Source organism: Bradyrhizobium sp. GW821-FHT13H05, assembly GCF_058804065.1.
Window position 1 is genome coordinate 166,459 of sequence record NZ_JBXAPO010000011.1, and the last position, 17,312, is coordinate 183,770.

The 17,312-nt window shown below is 64.9% G+C and carries 14 protein-coding genes; 6 read left to right on the plus strand and 8 right to left on the minus strand.

Annotation, left to right across the window (positions count from 1 at the left end; all coding sequences use genetic code 11):
* The first annotated feature begins 6 nt into the window (after window positions 1-6).
* From AC1RR3_RS28125 to AC1RR3_RS28135, 3 genes are all read left to right on the plus strand, one after another.
* Window positions 7-2,247: a xanthine dehydrogenase family protein molybdopterin-binding subunit gene (locus AC1RR3_RS28125; RefSeq protein ID WP_492826746.1), complete on the plus strand. Its 2,241-nt coding sequence runs from the start codon at window positions 7-9 to the stop codon at window positions 2,245-2,247.
* A 66-nt stretch (window positions 2,248-2,313) separates the two neighbouring features.
* Window positions 2,314-2,733, plus strand: a complete 420-nt coding sequence (locus AC1RR3_RS28130) for an ester cyclase (RefSeq protein ID WP_492826748.1) — start codon at window positions 2,314-2,316, stop codon at window positions 2,731-2,733.
* A 59-nt stretch (window positions 2,734-2,792) separates the two neighbouring features.
* On the plus strand, window positions 2,793-3,629 hold the full coding sequence (locus AC1RR3_RS28135) for an SDR family oxidoreductase (RefSeq protein WP_492826750.1): 837 nt from the start codon (window positions 2,793-2,795) through the stop codon (window positions 3,627-3,629).
* Window positions 3,630-3,640: 11 nt separating this feature from the next.
* Here AC1RR3_RS28135 and AC1RR3_RS28140 read toward each other — a convergent pair whose 3' ends face one another.
* The 4 genes from AC1RR3_RS28140 to AC1RR3_RS28155 all read right to left on the minus strand — a co-directional run bounded on the left by AC1RR3_RS28140 (window position 3,641) and on the right by AC1RR3_RS28155 (window position 9,252).
* Window positions 3,641-4,765: an acyl-CoA desaturase gene (locus AC1RR3_RS28140; protein ID WP_492826752.1), complete on the minus strand. Its 1,125-nt coding sequence runs from the start codon at window positions 4,763-4,765 to the stop codon at window positions 3,641-3,643.
* 226 nt (window positions 4,766-4,991) lie between these two features.
* Window positions 4,992-5,201, minus strand: a complete 210-nt coding sequence (locus tag AC1RR3_RS28145) for a cold-shock protein (RefSeq protein WP_492826754.1) — start codon at window positions 5,199-5,201, stop codon at window positions 4,992-4,994.
* A gap of 245 nt (window positions 5,202-5,446) precedes the next feature.
* The gene (gene mfd, locus AC1RR3_RS28150; protein ID WP_492826755.1) at window positions 5,447-8,965 is read right to left on the minus strand and encodes a transcription-repair coupling factor; all 3,519 of its coding nucleotides are present in this window, start codon (window positions 8,963-8,965) and stop codon (window positions 5,447-5,449) included.
* Window positions 8,962-9,252 (minus strand): FAD assembly factor SdhE, encoded by a 291-nt coding sequence (locus tag AC1RR3_RS28155; RefSeq protein WP_492826756.1) that lies wholly within the window; start codon window positions 9,250-9,252, stop codon window positions 8,962-8,964. Before AC1RR3_RS28155 ends, mfd begins: the two co-directional genes overlap by 4 nt.
* Window positions 9,253-9,448: 196 nt before the next feature.
* Between AC1RR3_RS28155 and recG the strand changes: the two genes are divergently transcribed.
* Entirely contained in the window at window positions 9,449-11,557 is a 2,109-nt protein-coding gene (gene recG, locus AC1RR3_RS28160; RefSeq protein ID WP_492826758.1) for an ATP-dependent DNA helicase RecG, read from the plus strand.
* Here recG and panE read toward each other — a convergent pair.
* Window positions 11,554-12,483 carry a 2-dehydropantoate 2-reductase gene (gene panE, locus AC1RR3_RS28165; protein WP_492826760.1) on the minus strand — a complete coding sequence of 310 codons (930 nt, stop codon included), beginning with the start codon at window positions 12,481-12,483 and terminating at the stop codon, window positions 11,554-11,556. The two genes, recG and panE, sit on opposite strands and share 4 nt — an antisense overlap.
* Window positions 12,484-12,700: 217 nt before the next feature.
* Between panE and AC1RR3_RS28170 the strand changes: the two genes are divergently transcribed.
* Entirely contained in the window at window positions 12,701-13,225 is a 525-nt protein-coding gene (locus AC1RR3_RS28170) for a P-loop NTPase family protein (RefSeq protein WP_492826762.1), read from the plus strand.
* On the opposite strand, the gene AC1RR3_RS28175 is transcribed toward AC1RR3_RS28170, so the two are convergent.
* The 3 genes from AC1RR3_RS28175 to glmS form a co-directional block, all read right to left on the minus strand.
* A complete protein-coding gene (locus AC1RR3_RS28175) occupies window positions 13,222-14,079 on the minus strand; it encodes an NAD(P)-dependent oxidoreductase (RefSeq protein WP_492826764.1) in 858 nt (285 codons plus the stop codon). The two genes, AC1RR3_RS28170 and AC1RR3_RS28175, sit on opposite strands and share 4 nt — an antisense overlap.
* A 105-nt stretch (window positions 14,080-14,184) precedes the next feature.
* Complete coding sequence (locus AC1RR3_RS28180) at window positions 14,185-14,955, minus strand: DUF502 domain-containing protein (RefSeq protein ID WP_492826766.1); 771 nt, start codon at window positions 14,953-14,955, stop codon at window positions 14,185-14,187.
* An 89-nt stretch (window positions 14,956-15,044) separates the two neighbouring features.
* Window positions 15,045-16,871: a glutamine--fructose-6-phosphate transaminase (isomerizing) gene (glmS, locus tag AC1RR3_RS28185; RefSeq protein ID WP_492826768.1), complete on the minus strand. Its 1,827-nt coding sequence runs from the start codon at window positions 16,869-16,871 to the stop codon at window positions 15,045-15,047.
* 220 nt (window positions 16,872-17,091) lie between these two features.
* Between glmS and AC1RR3_RS28190 the strand changes: the two genes are divergently transcribed.
* Window positions 17,092-17,310, plus strand: coding sequence for a hypothetical protein (locus tag AC1RR3_RS28190; RefSeq protein WP_492826770.1), 219 nt, complete (start codon window positions 17,092-17,094; stop codon window positions 17,308-17,310).
* Window positions 17,311-17,312: the final 2 nt, after the last annotated feature.

Here is a 17,312-nt window from a genome sequence, read left to right on the forward strand (position 1 = left end):
GCCGCCATGTTGCCCAACATCGACTATACCGACCTGCCGCGCGCGCTACAGCACATGCTGGAGCGGGATCAGACCGTGAAGACGCTGCCACGCCGCAGCTTCCTGAAATTCGCCGGCGCCACCGGCCTGGCGCTCGGCGCCTTTCCGCATATCGCGATGGGCGCGACGACCGCCGGTGGTAATGCCGCCAGCAGCCTCAAGCCGACGCAGCAGCCGTCGGCCTTCGTTCAAATCGAAGGCAATGGCGAGGTCATGGTGACGATCAACCGGCTGGAATTTGGACAGGGCGTTCATACTGCGCTGCCGATGATCCTGGCGGAGGAGCTCGACGCCGATTGGAGCCTGGTGCGCAGCCGGCACGGCACGAGCGATGCAGCCTACGCCGATCCGATCTTCGGCATTCATCTCACCGGCGGCTCCCATTCGATCAAGAACAGCTTTACGCAATACCGCGAACTCGGCGCACGCGCGCGGGCCATGCTGCTCGGCGCCGCCGCCGCACGCTGGAAGGTCGATGTGGCCACGCTGCGCACGCAGGCCGGCACGGTGCTCGGCCCCGGCGGCCGCAAGCTCGGTTACGGCGAACTGGCCAAGGCTGCCATGGCCCAGCCGGTGCCCGAGAAGGTTACGCTGAAGGATCCGAAGGATTTCCGCATCATCGGCCGCCCGACGCCGCGCCTGGATGCGCGCGCCAAGAGCAGCGGGCGACAGGATTTCGGCATCGATATGCGCCTGCCCGGCCAACTGACCGCCGTCGTGGCGCGTCCGCCAGTGTTCGGGGCGCGCCTTGCCCGGGTGGATGACAGCGCGGCGCGCGCCGTCAAGGGCGTCAAGGTCGTGCTGCGCGTGCCGCTGGATGGCGGCGCCGAAGGCATCGCGGTGGTCGCCGACGGATACTGGCAGGCCACGCAGGGCCGCGACGCCCTGAAGCTGGAATGGGACACCGCGAAGGTGGAGAAGGTCGACAGCGGACGGCAGCTCGCCCAGTATCGCGAACTGGCTGGCCACCCCGGCCCGCGCAAGTTCGACGCCGATATGGCGCCCCTCGCCACGGCCCCCCGGCAACTGGAAGCCGAGTTCGTTTTCCCCTACCTCGCCCACGCGGCGATGGAGCCGTTGAACTGCACCGTTGCCGTCACCGAGGGCCGCGCCGAATTGTGGATCGGCAGCCAGTGCGCCGGGCTGGACGCGGGCGCGGCGGCACGCGTGCTGAACCTCAAGCCCGAGCAGGTCACGGTGAACGTGCAAATGGCCGGCGGCGGCTTCGGCCGGCGTTTCTCCAGCACGAGCGACATGGTGGTCGAGGCCTGCGAGATCGCGAAGGCCGCGCGCGCCGCCGGGCTGAACGCGCCGGTCCGCACGCTGTGGAGCCGAGAAGATGACATGCGGGGCGGCTTTTATCGTCCCATGCATCTGCATCGCGCCCGCATCGGCTTCGACGAGCGCGGCAACGTTCTGGCCTGGGACCACGTCATTGTGGGTCAGTCCATCACCACCGGCTCTGTGTTCGAGCAGTTCCAGGTCAAGAACGGCATCGACGGCACGGCCACCGAAGGCATGCGCGATCCCTACCCGCTGCCAATGCGCCTGACCGTGCATCATCCCAAGCTCAACGTGCCGGTGCTGTGGTGGCGCAGCGTGGGCTCCACCCACACCGCCTTCGTGATGGAGACCCTGCTCGACGAGATCGCCCGCGCGACAGAGCAGGATCCGGTCGCCTATCGCATGCAGATGTTCGGCGACAAGCATCCGCGCCACAGGGATGCGCTGCAATTGGCGGTGGACAAGAGTGGCTACGGCAAGACGCGCCTGCCCGAGGGTCGAGCCTGGGGCGTGGCCGTGCACGAGTCCTTCGATACCGTGGTGGCCTATGTGGTGGAAGCCTCGGCGAAGGACGGCCGGCCTGCGCTGCATCGCGTGACCGCCGGCGTGCATTGCAATCTGGCCGTGAACCCACGCACCGTGGAGGCCCAGGTACAGGGCGCCGCAGTCACTGGCCTCTCGATGTGCCTGCCGGGGTCGGCGATCACGCTCAGGGACGGCGTGGTCGAACAGAGCAATTTTGACGGCTACACCGTCGCACGCATCACCGACATGCCCGAATTCAACGTCCACATCGTGCCCAGCGCCGAGCCGCCCACGGGCGTGGGCGAACCCGGCCTGCCACCTCTGGCACCAGCCTTCGCCAATGCCATCGCGCGGCTGACCGGCAAGCCGCTGCGTCAGCTCCCGTTCAAACTGGCCTGATCAGGCGGCGGCCGCCCCGGTGGTCGTCCGAAGATCCACATTGTCCATGAAGAGCGAGATGACGTCATGACATCAGGCGCGAGCAAGCAAGTGATGATCCGTTTCACGGAGTTCATCAACACTGCCAGTGAGACTCTGGCCGCAGAGCTCATTTCTCCCGATGCGATCTTCCATGTCCCCGGGCGCAGCGAGCCGATGCGGGGACCGGCGGGTTATCTTGCCATTATCCAGATGATGCGCGGAGGTTTCCCGGATATTCAATGGACACTCGATGAAACGGTCGCCGAAGATGACAAGGTGGCCGCTCGCTTCACGATGCGAGGCACTCACCTCGGCACCTTCTTCGGCACCCCATCGACCGGGAAGAAGATCGAGGTCCAGGCGCTGAACATCTATCGGCTGTCGCACGGGCAGATCATCGAAGAAACCGGCCAGCCCGATCTGCTCGGATTGCTTCAGCAAATCGGCGCAGTCCCTGCAAATTAGCGGCTGACCGCCAAGCCCCGGCGCCAGTGCCCTTTCAACACCGGGAACAGGAAGTAATCATGAGCAAGGTCTGGTTCATCACGGGCGCCGGCAGCGGCATTGGCGCGGCAACCGCCAGGGCGGCGTTGAAGGCCGGCGATCGCGTCGTTGCGACTGGCCGCAACCTGGACAAGGTCCGCAATGCCCTGAACGACGTCGCAGGCGACAACCTCGCGTTCGTTCAGTTGGACGTCGCCAACGAGGCCCAGGCCAACCCTGCGGTCGCCGCGGCGATCAAAGCCTTCGGGCGCATCGACGTTCTCGTCAACAATGCCGGCTATAGCCTGCTTGGCAATTTCGAGGAGTTGAGCACAGCCGAAATCGAGAAGCTGATCGCGACCAATTTCTACGGCGTGATGTACCTCATGCGCGCGGTGCTTCCGGCGATGCGGAAGCAGAGATCCGGCCGGATCATCAACATCAGTTCCCTCGCGGGCGTCGTCGGCTTCAAGCACTGCGGGGCCTATAGCGCCGCAAAATTCGCCGTCGAGGGCCTCTCGGCATCGGTGACGCACGAGGTCGAGCCGTTCGGCATCAAGATCACGGCGGTCGAACCCGGCTTCTTCCGGACCGACCTCCTTGATGCTCACAACGCCAAATATGCCGGCAGCACGATCGAGGACTACGCCGCGGAAGGCACTGCGGAAAACATGTGGTCAGGCTATCACGGCGCCCAGCAGGGCGATCCGGCCAGGCTCGGCGATGTCCTCGTCAAGATCGCCGAGATGGACAATCCGCCGAGGCAGTTCGCGGCCGGCAGCGACGCACTCGCCGTGGTCCAGCCGGCCCTCGAAGCCCGCCTCGAGGAAGCCCTGGCTTATGCGGACCTCTCCCGGTCGACAGACGGCTCCTTCTGAGGATCCTCGTGCTAAACGCGACCACTCGCTTTCGCGCTAGCCGTGTGAGCCGGCGTGGCCAGGAGAAAGGCAACAGAATCGTTCAAGAGCTCGTGGGCACGGTCGACAATGTCATCCAGCGACATGGTCTTGGCGAACATGCGCTGCGCTTCAGCCAGCAGCTGGTCGCGCGTCGGCATGCTGGACAGGCGCAGATCGGCACGGTGATGCAACTGATTGAGCGCATCCCGCACCGACAACTCGGTCTCGTGGATCGACGCCCTGATCGCAAGCGCGATGTGTTCGGGATCAAAGCGAGCGGCGAGCTGCTCAGCCGCTTGCTTGATCACGCGTGATCCCAGCCGATGCTCATTGCGCAGAACCTGCCTGGGCGGCATCTTCAGATCCCGGACGATGCCGAGCCAGGACAAGGCCACCAAAACATAATAGGTCAGATCAATCTCATACCAGCGGAAGCCCTGCCTGGCGCTGGCCTGGTAGGCGTGATGGTTGTTGTGCCACCCCTCGCCCATCGTCAGCAGCGCGAGCAGCCAGTTGTTGCGGGAGTCGTCACCGGTCACATACCGCTTGCGTCCGTGAACGTGCGCGAGCGAATTGATGCAGAACGTGGCGTGATAGACAAGCACGGTGCTCCAGAGGAATCCGACCACAAGTCCTGACCAGCCCGCCAGGAGGAAGCACAGACCAGCGAGCACCGTCGCCGGCAAAAGCTCCAGCCTGTGCAGCCACATCAACTCGGGATACGACGCCAGATCCGCTACTTTCACCAGGTCGGTCGCATCGTGCTGCCGGTAGAAGATCCAGCCGACATGGCTGTACACGAAGCCCTTGTGCCGGGGTGAATGCACGTCATGCGCCGTATCGGAGTGAAGATGGTGATGACGGTGCTTGGCGGCCCACCAAAGCACGCTCTTCTGGGCGCTGCTCTGGGCAAGGAAGGCGAGGATGAACTGGAATACCCGGCTCGTGGCGTAAGCCCGATGCGAGAAGTAGCGATGATATCCGGCCGTGACCCCGAACATGCGCAGCCAATACAGAGCGACGCAGATCGCAAGAGCTTGCCATGAGACGCCCGACCAGATCGCCACGACGCACCCGGCGTGGATCAACACAAACGGCAGGACCTGCGGATACATGACGTCGTCGTGTTCCTGATCTGATTCATGGTCTGATCCTTGGTCTGATCCTTGGCCTGAATCGATATTGATAGACACGCGCGCGACCTCAGCTGTTTCGATGGACGGGGTAACCCGCAGCCGGTGTAAAAAAACCCGCGGCCGGTAAACCAGTCGCGGGTCGAGAGATCCAGAAGCTCTGCCAGTACATCCGTGGTCAAAGCAACATAGTACCGATTGCGTCAGCCTAGGCGGCGCGCAGATTGTCCGCAGCAGACTTGCCGGTCCGGCGGTCTGCGACGATTTCGAAGGAAACCTTCTGCCCCTCGTTGAGGGTGCTCATGCCGGCGCGTTCAACGGCGCTGATATGAACGAAAACATCCTGGCCGCCCTGGTCCGGCTGAATGAAGCCGAAACCTTTTTGACCGTTAAACCACTTCACAGTTCCCGTATTCATGGGGTCGTCCTTTAAGATAGATAAGGCTTTAGAACTGCGCTCAAAGGCACAGTCCGCGAATTCGAGATCTGGAGGGAGGGTCGTCAGTCAGGCACGCTGTTCAGCGGCGAGGCCAAGTCGTTCGGCCGAAACTCGATGCTCCTAGTATGGCTGCTATTCGGGCATTCCGCAAGTGGCCATATGTCGCTGTTTTCGGACCTATAGGCGGCGCACCGCGCTGCGCCGCCTCCGGAATACTACGGCCCCTACGCCGCCTTCTTGGCCTGCGCGAGTTGTGCGAGCTGCCGCATGATCTCGGTGGTGCCGGTCAGGCGCTCTTCCGGCGTCTCCCAGTCCTGCAGGAACACCACCTTCATGTCGGGCCGCACCTTGGCGGCCTGGCCGTAGCTGCGGATGAAGCTCACCAGGCGATCGGGATAGGCGAAGGAATTGTCGCGGAAGACGATGACGGCGCCCTTCGGGCCGGCGTCGATCTTCTCGACATTGGCCTGGCGGCAAAACGCCTTGATCGCGGCAACCTTGAACAGGTAGCGCACCTCGTCCGGCAGCACGCCAAAACGATCGCGCATCTCGGCGCCGAAATTCTCGATCTCCTCCTCGGTGTCGAGATCGGCCAGCCGCCGGTACAGCGACAGCCGGACCGAGAGGTCGCTGACGTAATCCTCCGGAATGAGCACAGGCATGCCGATGGTGATCGAGGGCGACCAGCGGTCGGCGGCAGGCTCGGAGACGCCGGCCTTGAGGTTGACGATCGCCTCTTCCAGCATCGACTGGTAGAGTTCGAAGCCGACCTCCTTGATGTGGCCGGATTGCTCCTCGCCGAGCAGGTTGCCGGCGCCGCGGATGTCGAGATCGTGCGAGGCGAGCTGGAAGCCTGCGCCCAGCGTCTCCAGCGACTGCAGCACGGTGAGCCGGCGCTCCGCCTGCGCGGTGATCTTCTGCTGCGCCGGCAGCGTGAACAGCGCATAGGCGCGCAGCTTGGAGCGACCGACACGGCCGCGGAGCTGGTAGAGCTGGGCCAGGCCGAACATGTCGGCGCGGTGCACGATCAGCGTGTTGGCGTTGGGAATATCAAGGCCCGATTCCACGATGGTGGTCGACAGCAGGATGTCGAACTTGCCGTCATAGAACGCGGTCATGATGTCCTCGATCACGGCGGGCGGCATCTGGCCATGGGCGACCGCGACCTTCATCTCCGGCACGTTCTTGTCGAGGAAATCCTTGACCTCGGCGAGGTCGTCGATGCGCGGCACGACGTAGAACGCCTGACCGCCTCGATAGCGTTCGCGCAGCAGCGCCTCGCGGATCATCAGCGGATCATGCGGGGCAACGAAGGTGCGCACCGCGAGGCGGTCGACCGGGGGCGAAGCGATGATGGAGAGCTCGCGGACGCCGGTGAGCGCCAGTTGCAGCGTGCGCGGGATCGGCGTTGCCGACAGCGTCAGCACATGTACTTCGGCACGCAGCGCCTTCAGCCGCTCCTTGTGGGTGACGCCAAAATGCTGCTCCTCATCGACGATGACGAGGCCGAGGTCGCGGAATTTGATCGCCTTGCCGAGCAGCGCGTGGGTGCCGACGACGATGTCGACCGAACCGTCAGCGATGCCCTTCTTGACCAGGTTGAGCTCCTTGGCCGGGACCAGACGCGAGGCTTGTGCCACGTTCACCGGAAAGCCCTTGAAGCGCTCGGTGAAGGTCCTGTGATGCTGGCGCGCCAGCAGCGTGGTCGGCACCACAACCGCGACCTGCTTGCCGTCGAGCGCCACGGCAAACGCCGCACGCAACGCCACCTCGGTCTTGCCGAAGCCGACGTCGCCGCAGATCAGCCGGTCCATGGGACGGCCGAGTTCGAGATCCTTCAGGGTCGATTCGATCGCCCCGAGCTGGTCCTCGGTCTCGTCATAGGGGAAGCGCGCACAGAACTCGTCATAGAGGCCCTGCTGCACCGGGAGCTTCGGCGCCTCGTGCAGATGGCGCGCAGCGGCGATCTTGATCAGCTCGCCCGCGATCTCGCGGATGCGGTTCTTGAGTTTTGCCTTGCGGGTCTGCCAGCCCGAGCCGCCGAGACGATCGAGCTCCACCGAGGTCTGGTCGGAGCCATAGCGCGACAACAGCTCGATGTTCTCGACGGGGAGAAACAGCTTCGCGTCGGCGGCGTAATGCAGCTCGAGGCAGTCATGCGGCGCGCCGGCAACGTCGAGCGTCTGCAGGCCGACAAAGCGGCCGATGCCGTGATCGGCGTGGACGACGATGTCGCCCGCGGTGAGGCTCGTGATCTCCGAGATGAAATTGTCGAGCTTGCGGCTGGCCTTGCGCGTCCGCACAAGGCGGTCGCCCAGAATGTCCTGCTCGCTGATCAGCGCGATCTCGTCGGTTTCGAAACCGGCCTCCAGGCCGAGCACGGCGAGCATGGTCTCGTTGCGCGGCGTCGCCTGCACCGTCCGCCAGGCGTTGACGCTGGTGGTGTGAGTCAGCTTGTGGTCGCGCAGCATCGAGGTCATGCGATCGCGCGAGCCTTCGCTCCAGAGCGCGATCACGACCTTCTTGCGGTTCGCCTGCAGGCCCATGACATGCGCGACGACGGACTCGAACACGTTGACCGTGCTGTCGTTACGCTCGGGCGCAAAGTCGCGGCCCTTGCGGGCCCCGGCATCAACGACCGAAGTGCCGTCGGCCGGCACGGAGAACTGCGTCAGCCGCGCCAGCGGGATGTCCCCAAGACGTTTGGTCCACTCGTCTTCGGTGAAATACAGCCGATCAGGCGGCAGCGGCTTGTAGATGGCGCCACCGCCGGGATGCTCCATGGCGTCGCGGCGGGCCTCGTAATAGTCCTGGATCTGCTTGAAGCGCTCGCGCACGGCGTCCTCGGCCTGCGGCTCGATCGCCACGGCTGCGCCTTGCAGATAGTCGAACAGCGTGTCCATCCGGTCCTGGAACAGCGGCAGCCAGTGCTCCATGCCGGGATGGCGGCGGCCTTCGCTGACGGCCTCATAGAGCGCGTCGTCGCGCTCGGGCGCGCCGAACTCGGCGACATAGCCCATGCGGAAGCGGCGGATGGTGTCGGTGACGAGCTGGAATTCCGAGATCGGAACCAGGTCGAGCGCGCGCATGTCAAGCAGCGTGCGCTGGGTCTCGGCGTCGAAAGTGCGGATCGATTCCAGGCTGTCGCCGAAGAAGTCGAACCGAACGGGCTGCTCGAGGCCGGCCGGGAAGAGATCGAGAATGCCGCCGCGCACGGCATATTCGCCGGGCTCGCGCACGGTCGAGGAGCGGTTGTAGCCGTTGTGCTCGAGCCAGGCGATGATGCTGTCCATCGGCACGACGTTGCCGGGGGCAACCGACAGCGCCTGCGCCGCGACGAGCTCGCGCGCGGGCACGCGCTGCACGATGGCGTTGACCGTGGTGAGCACGATCAGCGGCTTGTCGCTGCCGGTCAGCGGCGCGAGCCGCGCCAGCGTGGTGAGGCGTTGCGCCAGAATGCCACCGTGCGGCGAGACGCGGTCATAGGGCTGGCAGTCCCAGGCCGGAAACGTCAGCACCGGCAGATCGGGCGCGAAGAATTGCAGCGCGCGTTCGAGCTGCTGCATGCGCGCACCGTCGCGGCAGACCACCGCGAGGCTGACGGCCGGCTTCTTCGGCCGCGCCGCGATGGCGCGCGCCAGATCCGAGATGACGAGGCCCTCGGCGCCCTCGGCAACATTGGCAAGCGTCAGCGCGCGGCCGGGCGTGAGCAGCTCGGCCGGCGACTTCATCCCCTGCTTCATAGATCGCCGTCCGTGATCGGGAACGCCTTGATCCGCGCAAACAGCGCGCCGGCGACATCAGCCGACAGCACCTTGTCGCCGGTGATGGCGGCATAGAGATCGGGATCGGACTCTTCGAGCAGGGTCTCAAGCTCGGTCAGCTCGTCATCCGAGAGATTGCCGATCTCGGCATCCGCGAAGCGGCCGAGGATCAGGTCCATCTCGCGCGTGCCGCGGTGCCAGCAGCGGAACAGAAGCCGCTTGCGGCGATCGTCCAGCCCGTTGCTCGATCGTGTCGTTCCCGTCATGTCTCAGATCCAGTCAAACGCCGAAAGCCCGGACGTGCCGGGCCGGGCTGATATAGCCATTGAGACCGGCCCTGTCAGCCCTCGATTTGGGCTTTGGATTTTATCTGGCCCGATGCCACCACAGGGCACGAAAAAAGACGTGGATGCCCGGCGTAAAGCCGGGCATGACGGGCCGAAACGATCCTAGGTTCGCCCGATGCGCCCCAGCCTGCTCAATCCGCTGTTTGCTCCCGTGACCAGCCTGCCCGGCGTCGGCCCGAAGCAGGACAAGCTGTTGCAGTACCTGCTCAGCCGCAACGAGACGCCGCGGCTGGTCGACCTGCTGCTGCATCTGCCGAGCCAGGTCATCGACCGCCGGGCCCGGCCGAAAATCCGTGACGCCGCCCAGGGAACCATGGTGACGCTGGAGGTCACGGTGGATCGCCATCGCCCGCCTCCGCCCCGCAACGCCCGCGCGCCCTATCTGGTCTATGCCAGCGACGACACCGGCGACGTCGTCCTGACTTTTTTCCGCGCCAAACCCGGCTATGTCGAAAAACTGCTGCCTGTCGGCGAGAAGCGCTACGTCTCCGGCACACTGCAGATGTATGACGGCATCCCGCAGATCGTGCATCCCGACCGCGTGCTTGACGAGGAGGCGATCTCCAAACTCTCGGGGATTGATCCTGTCTATCCCCTGACCGAGGGCCTGGCGCTCGGATCGCTCCGCCGCGCGGTCGCGCAGGCGCTGCAAAAGCTGCCCGCCTTGCCGGAATGGATCAGCCCGGAGGTGATGCGCCGCTGCCACTTCCCGCCAATCGCGGAAGCGCTCAACCGCGTTCATCAGCCGGTCGAACTCACGGACATCTTGCCCGAGAAACCGTTCTGGTCGCGCCTGGCCTTCGACGAGCTGCTCGCCGGGCAGCTCGCGCTGGCCCTGATCCGCGCGCAACTGCGCCGTCCGGCCGGCGTACGCAATGCCGGCAACGGGCACCTGCGCAACAAGATCATCGACGCCCTGCCCTATGCATTGACGCTGTCCCAACGCGACGCCGCCGCGGCGATCGCCAACGATCTGCAACAACCGGTGCGGATGCTGCGATTGCTCCAGGGCGACGTCGGCTCCGGCAAGACGGTGGTGGCGCTGCTCGCCGCTGCCGCCGTCACCGAGGTCGGCAAACAGGCCGCGCTGATGGCGCCGACCGAAATCCTGGCACGCCAGCACATCAAGACCATTGCGCCGCTCGCCGAGCGCGCTGGCTTGCGGGTCGCGATCCTCACCGGCCGGGAAAAAGGCAAGGAGCGGCGCGAGATCATCGCCCAGCTTGCCGAAGGCGAGATTGACTTGCTCGTCGGCACCCACGCCCTGATCCAGGACGACGTGATCTTCCACGATCTCGCGCTCGCCGTCGTCGATGAGCAGCACCGCTTTGGCGTCCGCGAGCGACTCGCACTGACGTCCAAGGGCGAAGCCGTTGACGTGCTGGTGCTGAGTGCCACGCCGATCCCGCGCACGCTGGTGCTGACCTATTTCGGCGACATGGACATCTCCGAGCTGCGCGAAAAGCCCGCCGGCCGCCAGCCGATCGAAACCCGCACCATATCGATGAGCCGTCTCGGCGAGGTCACGGACAGCATCGGCCGCGCTCTCGAATCCGGCAAGCTGGTTTACTGGATCTGCCCGCTGGTCGAGGAATCCGAGGCCGAGGGCACCGAGCACCTCACCAATGCAACGAAGCGTTTCGAGAGCCTGCAAAAACGTTTCGGCGAGCGCGTCGGCCTCGTCCACGGCCAGATGAAGGGCACCGAGAAGGACCGCGTGATGGGCCAGTTCGCGGCCCACGAGATCGGGCTGCTGGTCGCAACCACCGTGGTGGAAGTCGGCGTCGACGTGCCGGCGGCCACCATCATGGTGATCGAGAATGCCGAACGCTTCGGCCTCGCCCAGCTGCACCAGCTGCGCGGACGGATCGGGCGCGGCTCGGAAGCCTCGACCTGCCTGTTGCTCTACTCGGAGCCGCTCGGCGAGATGTCGAAGGCACGCCTGAAAGTCATCCGTGAGACCACCGACGGCTTCCGCATCGCCGAGGAGGACCTGAAGCTGCGCGGCGAAGGCGACGTGCTGGGCGTGCGCCAGAGCGGCCTGCCCGGCTACCGTATCGCGCGCTCGGAAGTGCACGGCCAGCTCATCACCCAGGCCCGTGACGAGGCGCTGCGGATCCTGAAAGACGATCCCAAGCTCAAGGGCGACCGCGGCGAGGCGCTGCGTTGCCTGCTGTATCTCTACGAGCGGGACGAAGCGATTCCGCTGATCGGGGCCGGTTAGCCTGCCGCTCTCCGGCGCCCGACCTCATAGGCCGCCACATGCGCACGGGCCAGATCCAGCAGCGGCGTGTCGATGCCGAGCGTGCGGGCACGATTGGCCATATCGCCCAGGATATGCTCGGCCTCGGTGACCGAACCGCGCTCGATATCGCGCAGCATCGAGGCCTTGAGCGGCGAGTCCAGGGTGGTGAAGAGTTTTCGGTCGAACTCGATGAACGGGGCGCGTGGCTCAAACCCGGAAGCCGTCGCAACGGCGCAGTGTTCCGCGAACAGGCGGAAGATCGACTGCTCGCCATTCGGCACGGCCAGGATGTCGCCGACGCTCGCGCGCATCAGGCAGGTGATGCCGGCGAGCGTTGAGAGCTGGACGAACTTCTCCCACATGTCCTGCATGATCGCTTCGCTGGCGCGCACGTCGATGCCGGGGACGTGGAGCAGAGTCTCCAGCGCGAGCGCGCGCTCGGTTAGCGCCCCCCCGGTCTCGCCGAAGACGATCGTCTGATTGGCCATGAACTGGACGACGCGGCCATCCGCGTCGAGCCCGGCGCTGACGTTCGCGAGCCCGCCGAGGACGCGCGCGGCGCCGAACCGCGCGGTCAGGGCGTCGATATGCTTCAGTCCGTTGAGGATCGGCAGGATCATCGTATCGGCGCCGACGGCAGGCGCAAACTGGCTCATGGCGTCGTCGAGCGAGTAGGATTTCACGCCGACGAGCACGACGTCGAACGTCTGCTTGAGATCGCCAGCCAGAAGGATCTTCGGCTCTACGGCGAAGTCGCCGTGCGGGCTCACGACCTGCAATCCGGTCCGGCGCAGTTGCTCGGCCCGCTTCTCGCGCACCAGGAAGCTCACGTCACGCCCGGCCCGCACCATGCGAGCTCCATAATAGCCGCCAAGCGCGCCCGCGCCGATCACCAACACTCTCATTCGAACTCCGATTGCAAAGGAACTGCTTCCGCAGGAGCAATAGCAGATGGGCCTCGCGAGGTCTCCTCCCTGTCATTGCGAGCGCAGCGAGGCAATCCAGCGTCTTTCCGCAGAGGCAGTCTGGATTGCCTCGCTGCGCTCGCAATGACGATGCGGATGGGGTCGATCGCAGAACTCACCCTTTCGCCGCGGCTGACTTTATGAAAACCTTGCCGCCATGCGCCGGATCATCGTCGTTGGCTCCCAGGGAAGCGGAAAGACCAGCCTCGCCCGGAATCTCGGGCGGGAGCTCGGATTGCCCGTGGTGCATCTCGACGTGCTCTATTGGCAGCCGGGCTGGAAGCCATCTGACAAGCCGAGCTTCCGGACGCGCGTCACTGAGGCGATCGCGGGTGACGAATGGATTGTCGATGGCAGCTTCTCGGGGCTCGCCTTCGATCTCACGCTCGCCCGCGCCGATACGCTTGTTGTCATCGACCGGCCGCGCTGGCTCTGCCAATGGCGCATTCTCTGGCGCTCTGCGTTCGATCGCGACACGACAAGGCCCGATCTGCCGGAGGGGTGTCCGGAACAGTTCGACTGGAAACTGATGCAGGAGGCGTGGCGCTACGACATCGAGCGCGCGCCCGTCATCGAGGCCGAGCGGCTGCAATATGGCCCCGATGTCCCCGTCGTGCGCTTGAGACGCGACCGGGACATCCAGGGCTTTCTGGAGTCGGTTTCCGCAGGTTCAGACGACTAAGCCTTCTTCTTAGCGATGCTCGCGGCGAACGCCTTCATCAGATCCGCATCCACCGCTTCGCCGCTCACATCTCCGGCGAGATGCTCGAACCAGCGCGCAAAGCCCTCGTAGATCTGGCTGGCGGGATGATCGGCGCCGAGGAAGCCGGAAATCTCCCGCATCTCCGCGACCCAGCGATAGGCTTTTGGCAGCATGTCCGGCAGCGCGACTTCGAGCCGCGCTAAAATTGCGGGCTGGCTCAGTGCGAGTTCGTCGCGCAGCGCGTCCGCCGCGCCCGCTTTGGTGGCCGCGACCACCATGGCCGAGCCGATGCCGGCGAGCCCCTTGACGATGCCGGCATAGGACATCTTGAGCGCGGAGGCCGCGCCGACCGGGCCTTCGACGAGCCGCACGTCGAGGCCGAAATCCTTCAGAACCGCCGCATCCCTGGCGTACTCGCCGGACATGTAGAAGGCCGGGCTCTTGCCGCCAGGCTGCGGCGGAAAGCCGATGATGCCGCCGTCGACGAACGGCGCCTGCGCCGAGCCGATGATCTCCTCGATCCGTTGCACGGTATCGACATTGACGGCATTGCAGTCGACAACGAGCGGCTTCTTCGCGCGCCTGACGATCAGCGCGGCGAGGCGTTCGGCCAAAGCCACGGCTTCGCCCGGCGGCACGATCGAGAGGATGATGTCGGCGTCTGCGATCGCGTCGTCCTCGGCACCGACCATGCCGGCATCCGCCGCGCGTTTCCGCGTCGCTTCGCTTCGCCCTTTCAACGATGTCAGCACGCGCGCGCCGTTTTCACTGAGGCGGCGGGCCACGGCGCTGCCCATGGCACCGGGGGCGAGGATCGCAATGGTTTTGGACATCGTGCACTCCAGACCGAACACCGAGCGACGCGCTCAGCTCGACCGGAACATTAGCAGACGACGAAAGTCCTTGCGTGAATGCGGCCATCCGAAACGGGAATGGCCCTACTCCACCTTCGCAGGCTGCGGCTGGAGCGCGGAGGCGTTGGCGATGCGCGCGGCATTGGCCATGCCCGCGAGTGCGGCGGCCTTCTTCGGGTCGGGCGCCGAGCCCGGCTGGACCACGCCGGCCGACATGATCAGCGTCGCGGCATCTTCTGTGCTCATGTCCACTTCGATGATCTTGCTCTTGGGCACGTAGAAGAAGAAGCCGGTGGTCGGGTTCGGCGAGCACGGCAGAAACACCGAGACATGCTCCTCCTGTCCCGGCAGGCTGCGCGCGACGTCCTCGTTCGGCGATTGCGAGATCAGCACGATCGACCACATGCCCGGCGACGGAAACTCGACCAGGCCGACCTTTCGGAAGCTCGAGCCCTTGCCCGAGAACAGCGTCTCGAACACCTGCTTCAGGCCACGGTAGATGGCGCGCACGGCCGGGATGCGGCCGAGGAAGGTCTCGCCGATATCGACCAGCGTTCGGCCGATCAGATTGGCGGCGAGAAAGCCGACCAGCGTCAGCGTAAAAAATGCGACAACCAGTCCCCAGCCGGGAATGACGTACGGCAGATAGGTTTCCGGCCGATAGGCCTGCGGGATGAACGGCCGCACCACACCATCGACCCAGGTGACGAACCACCAGACCAGATAGAAGGTGATCGCCACCGGCCCCGTGACGACGAGGCCGGTCAGGAAATAGTTGCGGAAGCGGCCCATCAGGCCGGTATGCGGTTCGGGCGCGGGATCAAGCGGCGCAGGCGCGTCGTCGCGGGTGGTCATTCGGGTTCCAGGTCGGTCGCTGCAGTCAAGCTAGGGTCTTCTAGCAGGTTTTGGAAGACCACCTAGCGTTCCGGCCTGATCCCTTCTGCCTATTCCACGGTCACCGATTTCGCGAGGTTGCGCGGCTGGTCGACGTCGGTGCCCATGATGACAGCCGTGTGATAGGCGAGCAGCTGCACCGGGACGGCATAGACCATCGGTGTGAACGCCGCCGCCATGTCGGGCATGACGATGGTGACGAGGGAGTCCACGGTCGCCTCCTCCGCACCCTTGGCGTCGGTCATCAGGATGATCTTGCCGCCGCGGGCGGCGACCTCCTGCATGTTCGACACCGTCTTTTCGAACACGCGGTCGTAAGGCGCGATCACGACGACCGGCATGGTCTCGTCGATCAGCGCGATCGGCCCGTGCTTGAGCTCGCCTGCGGCATAGCCTTCGGCGTGGATGTAGGAGATTTCCTTCAGCTTCAGCGCGCCCTCGAGCGCCAGCGGGAAGCTGGTGCCGCGGCCGAGATAGAGCACGTCGCGCGATTTCGCGATCTCGCGCGCCAGCTTCTCGATCTGAAGCTCGGTGGTGAGCGCGTCCGACATCAGGCGCGGAATCTCGACAAGGCCATGGACCAGCTTGGTCTCGTCCTCGTCGGAGAGTTCGCCGCGGGCCTTGCCGGCCGCGATCGCCAGGTTTGCCAGCACCATGAGCTGGCAGGTGAAGGCCTTGGTCGAGGCGACGCCGATCTCGGGGCCGGCCAGCGTCTGCAGCACCGTCTCGCTCTCGCGCGCGATCGTCGAGGTCGGCACGTTGACGACGGCCACCGTGTGCACGCCCTCGGCTTTGGCGTAACGCAGCGCCGCCAGCGTGTCGGCAGTCTCGCCCGATTGCGAGATGAAGATGGCCAGATCGCCCTTGCGCAAGGGCGCCTCGCGGTAGCGGAATTCGGAGGCGACATCGACCTCAACAGGCACCCGCGCAAAGCGCTCGAACCAGTATTTGGCGACGAAGCCGGCATAGCTCGCGGTGCCGCAGGCCGTGATGTTGATGCGCTGAATGTTCTTGAAGTCGAACGGCAGTTTGACCGGCAGCGAGACGCGCTCGGTCGCCATGTCGACATAGCGCGCCAGGGTGTGACCGACCACTTCCGGCTGCTCGTGGATTTCCTTCGCCATGAAATGGCGGTAGTTGGCCTTGTCGACCAGCGAGGTCGAAGCGGCGTGCTTGATCTTCTCGCGCTGGACGGCGTGGCCGTCCTTGTCGAAGACCGTGGCGCTCTTGTGGGTCAGCACGACCCAGTCGCCGTCCTCGAGATAGCTGATCGTGTCGGTGAACGGGCCCAGCGCGATGGCGTCGGAGCCGAGATACATCTCGCCGTCGCCATAGCCGATCGCGAGCGGCGGACCGTTGCGAGCGCCGATCATCAGATCGTCTTCACCTGCGAAGATGAAGCCGAGCGCGAAGGCGCCGCGCAGCCGCGCCAGCGTCAGCTTCACGGCTTCCACCGGCTTGTTGCCGCGCGTCAAGAGATCGTCGACGAGATGCAGCACGATCTCGGTGTCAGTCTGGGTGTGGAAGACCGTGCCCTTCTTCTCGAGCTCATCGCGCAGCTCGCGGAAGTTTTCGATGATGCCGTTATGGACCACAGCGACGCGCTCGGTCGCATGCGGATGGGCGTTGTTGACGGTTGGCTTGCCGTGGGTGGCCCAGCGCGTGTGACCTATGCCGGTAGTGCCCTTGAGCGGCTCGGCTTCGAGCCGCTTCTCCAGATTCTTCAGCTTGCCCTCGGCGCGACGGCGCGCAAGATGCTTGCCTTCGAGCGTGGCGACGCCCGCGGAGTCATAGCCGCGATATTCAAGACGTTTGAGCGAATCCACCAATTGCTCTGCAACCGGCTCGCGCCCGAGAATGCCGACAATCCCGCACATGCGGATCACTATCCCCCAAATCGTCGAAAAATCGCCTAAACGACGCGCTCGGTTTTTAGCGAAGTTCCTAAGGAACCAGATACTCAATAATTATTGCTGATTGAGACAGCACCTCGCCGCATCCGGCTTCGCATGCGTCGAATTGGCCGGCCTTAAACCCCGCGCATTAACTTCTTGTCAACAAATTTGGCCAACGCTTCCGTGTCAGGAGAACAAGGCCATGAAAGGCTCATCCGACCGCAAAGGTCTGTCATCGACGCTCGTGCGCGCCAGCGAAACCACGGGCACGCACCTTGCGCATTGGCCCCCGCCCCAGCGCGGCAAGGAAAGCAAGCCCGTCTTCGTCAAGCACGCTGCCGGCGAGCCCGCGAAACGTGCCAAGCCGCGCGGCTGGCGCCTGACGCGCGCAATCTTCTCGGAATTTTCGGACGACGAGTAGGG

Excerpts from the sequence above, each read along its gene's own strand:
- mfd (WP_492826755.1), bottom strand. The coding sequence starts at position 8,965 with ATGAAGCAGGGGATGAAGTCGCCGGCCGAGCTGCTCACGCCCGGCCGC.
- panE (WP_492826760.1), bottom strand. The coding sequence starts at position 12,483 with ATGAGAGTGTTGGTGATCGGCGCGGGCGCGCTTGGCGGCTATTATGGA.
- AC1RR3_RS28125 (WP_492826746.1), top strand. The coding sequence starts at position 7 with ATGTTGCCCAACATCGACTATACCGACCTGCCGCGCGCGCTACAGCAC.
- AC1RR3_RS28190 (WP_492826770.1), top strand. The coding sequence starts at position 17,092 with ATGAAAGGCTCATCCGACCGCAAAGGTCTGTCATCGACGCTCGTGCGC.
- glmS (WP_492826768.1), bottom strand. The coding sequence starts at position 16,871 with ATGTGCGGGATTGTCGGCATTCTCGGGCGCGAGCCGGTTGCAGAGCAA.
- AC1RR3_RS28140 (WP_492826752.1), bottom strand. The coding sequence starts at position 4,765 with ATGTATCCGCAGGTCCTGCCGTTTGTGTTGATCCACGCCGGGTGCGTC.
- AC1RR3_RS28130 (WP_492826748.1), top strand. The coding sequence starts at position 2,314 with ATGACATCAGGCGCGAGCAAGCAAGTGATGATCCGTTTCACGGAGTTC.
- AC1RR3_RS28170 (WP_492826762.1), top strand. The coding sequence starts at position 12,701 with ATGCGCCGGATCATCGTCGTTGGCTCCCAGGGAAGCGGAAAGACCAGC.
- AC1RR3_RS28135 (WP_492826750.1), top strand. The coding sequence starts at position 2,793 with ATGAGCAAGGTCTGGTTCATCACGGGCGCCGGCAGCGGCATTGGCGCG.
- AC1RR3_RS28175 (WP_492826764.1), bottom strand. The coding sequence starts at position 14,079 with ATGTCCAAAACCATTGCGATCCTCGCCCCCGGTGCCATGGGCAGCGCC.
- AC1RR3_RS28145 (WP_492826754.1), bottom strand. The coding sequence starts at position 5,201 with ATGAATACGGGAACTGTGAAGTGGTTTAACGGTCAAAAAGGTTTCGGC.
- AC1RR3_RS28155 (WP_492826756.1), bottom strand. The coding sequence starts at position 9,252 with ATGACGGGAACGACACGATCGAGCAACGGGCTGGACGATCGCCGCAAG.
- recG (WP_492826758.1), top strand. The coding sequence starts at position 9,449 with ATGCGCCCCAGCCTGCTCAATCCGCTGTTTGCTCCCGTGACCAGCCTG.
- AC1RR3_RS28180 (WP_492826766.1), bottom strand. The coding sequence starts at position 14,955 with ATGACCACCCGCGACGACGCGCCTGCGCCGCTTGATCCCGCGCCCGAA.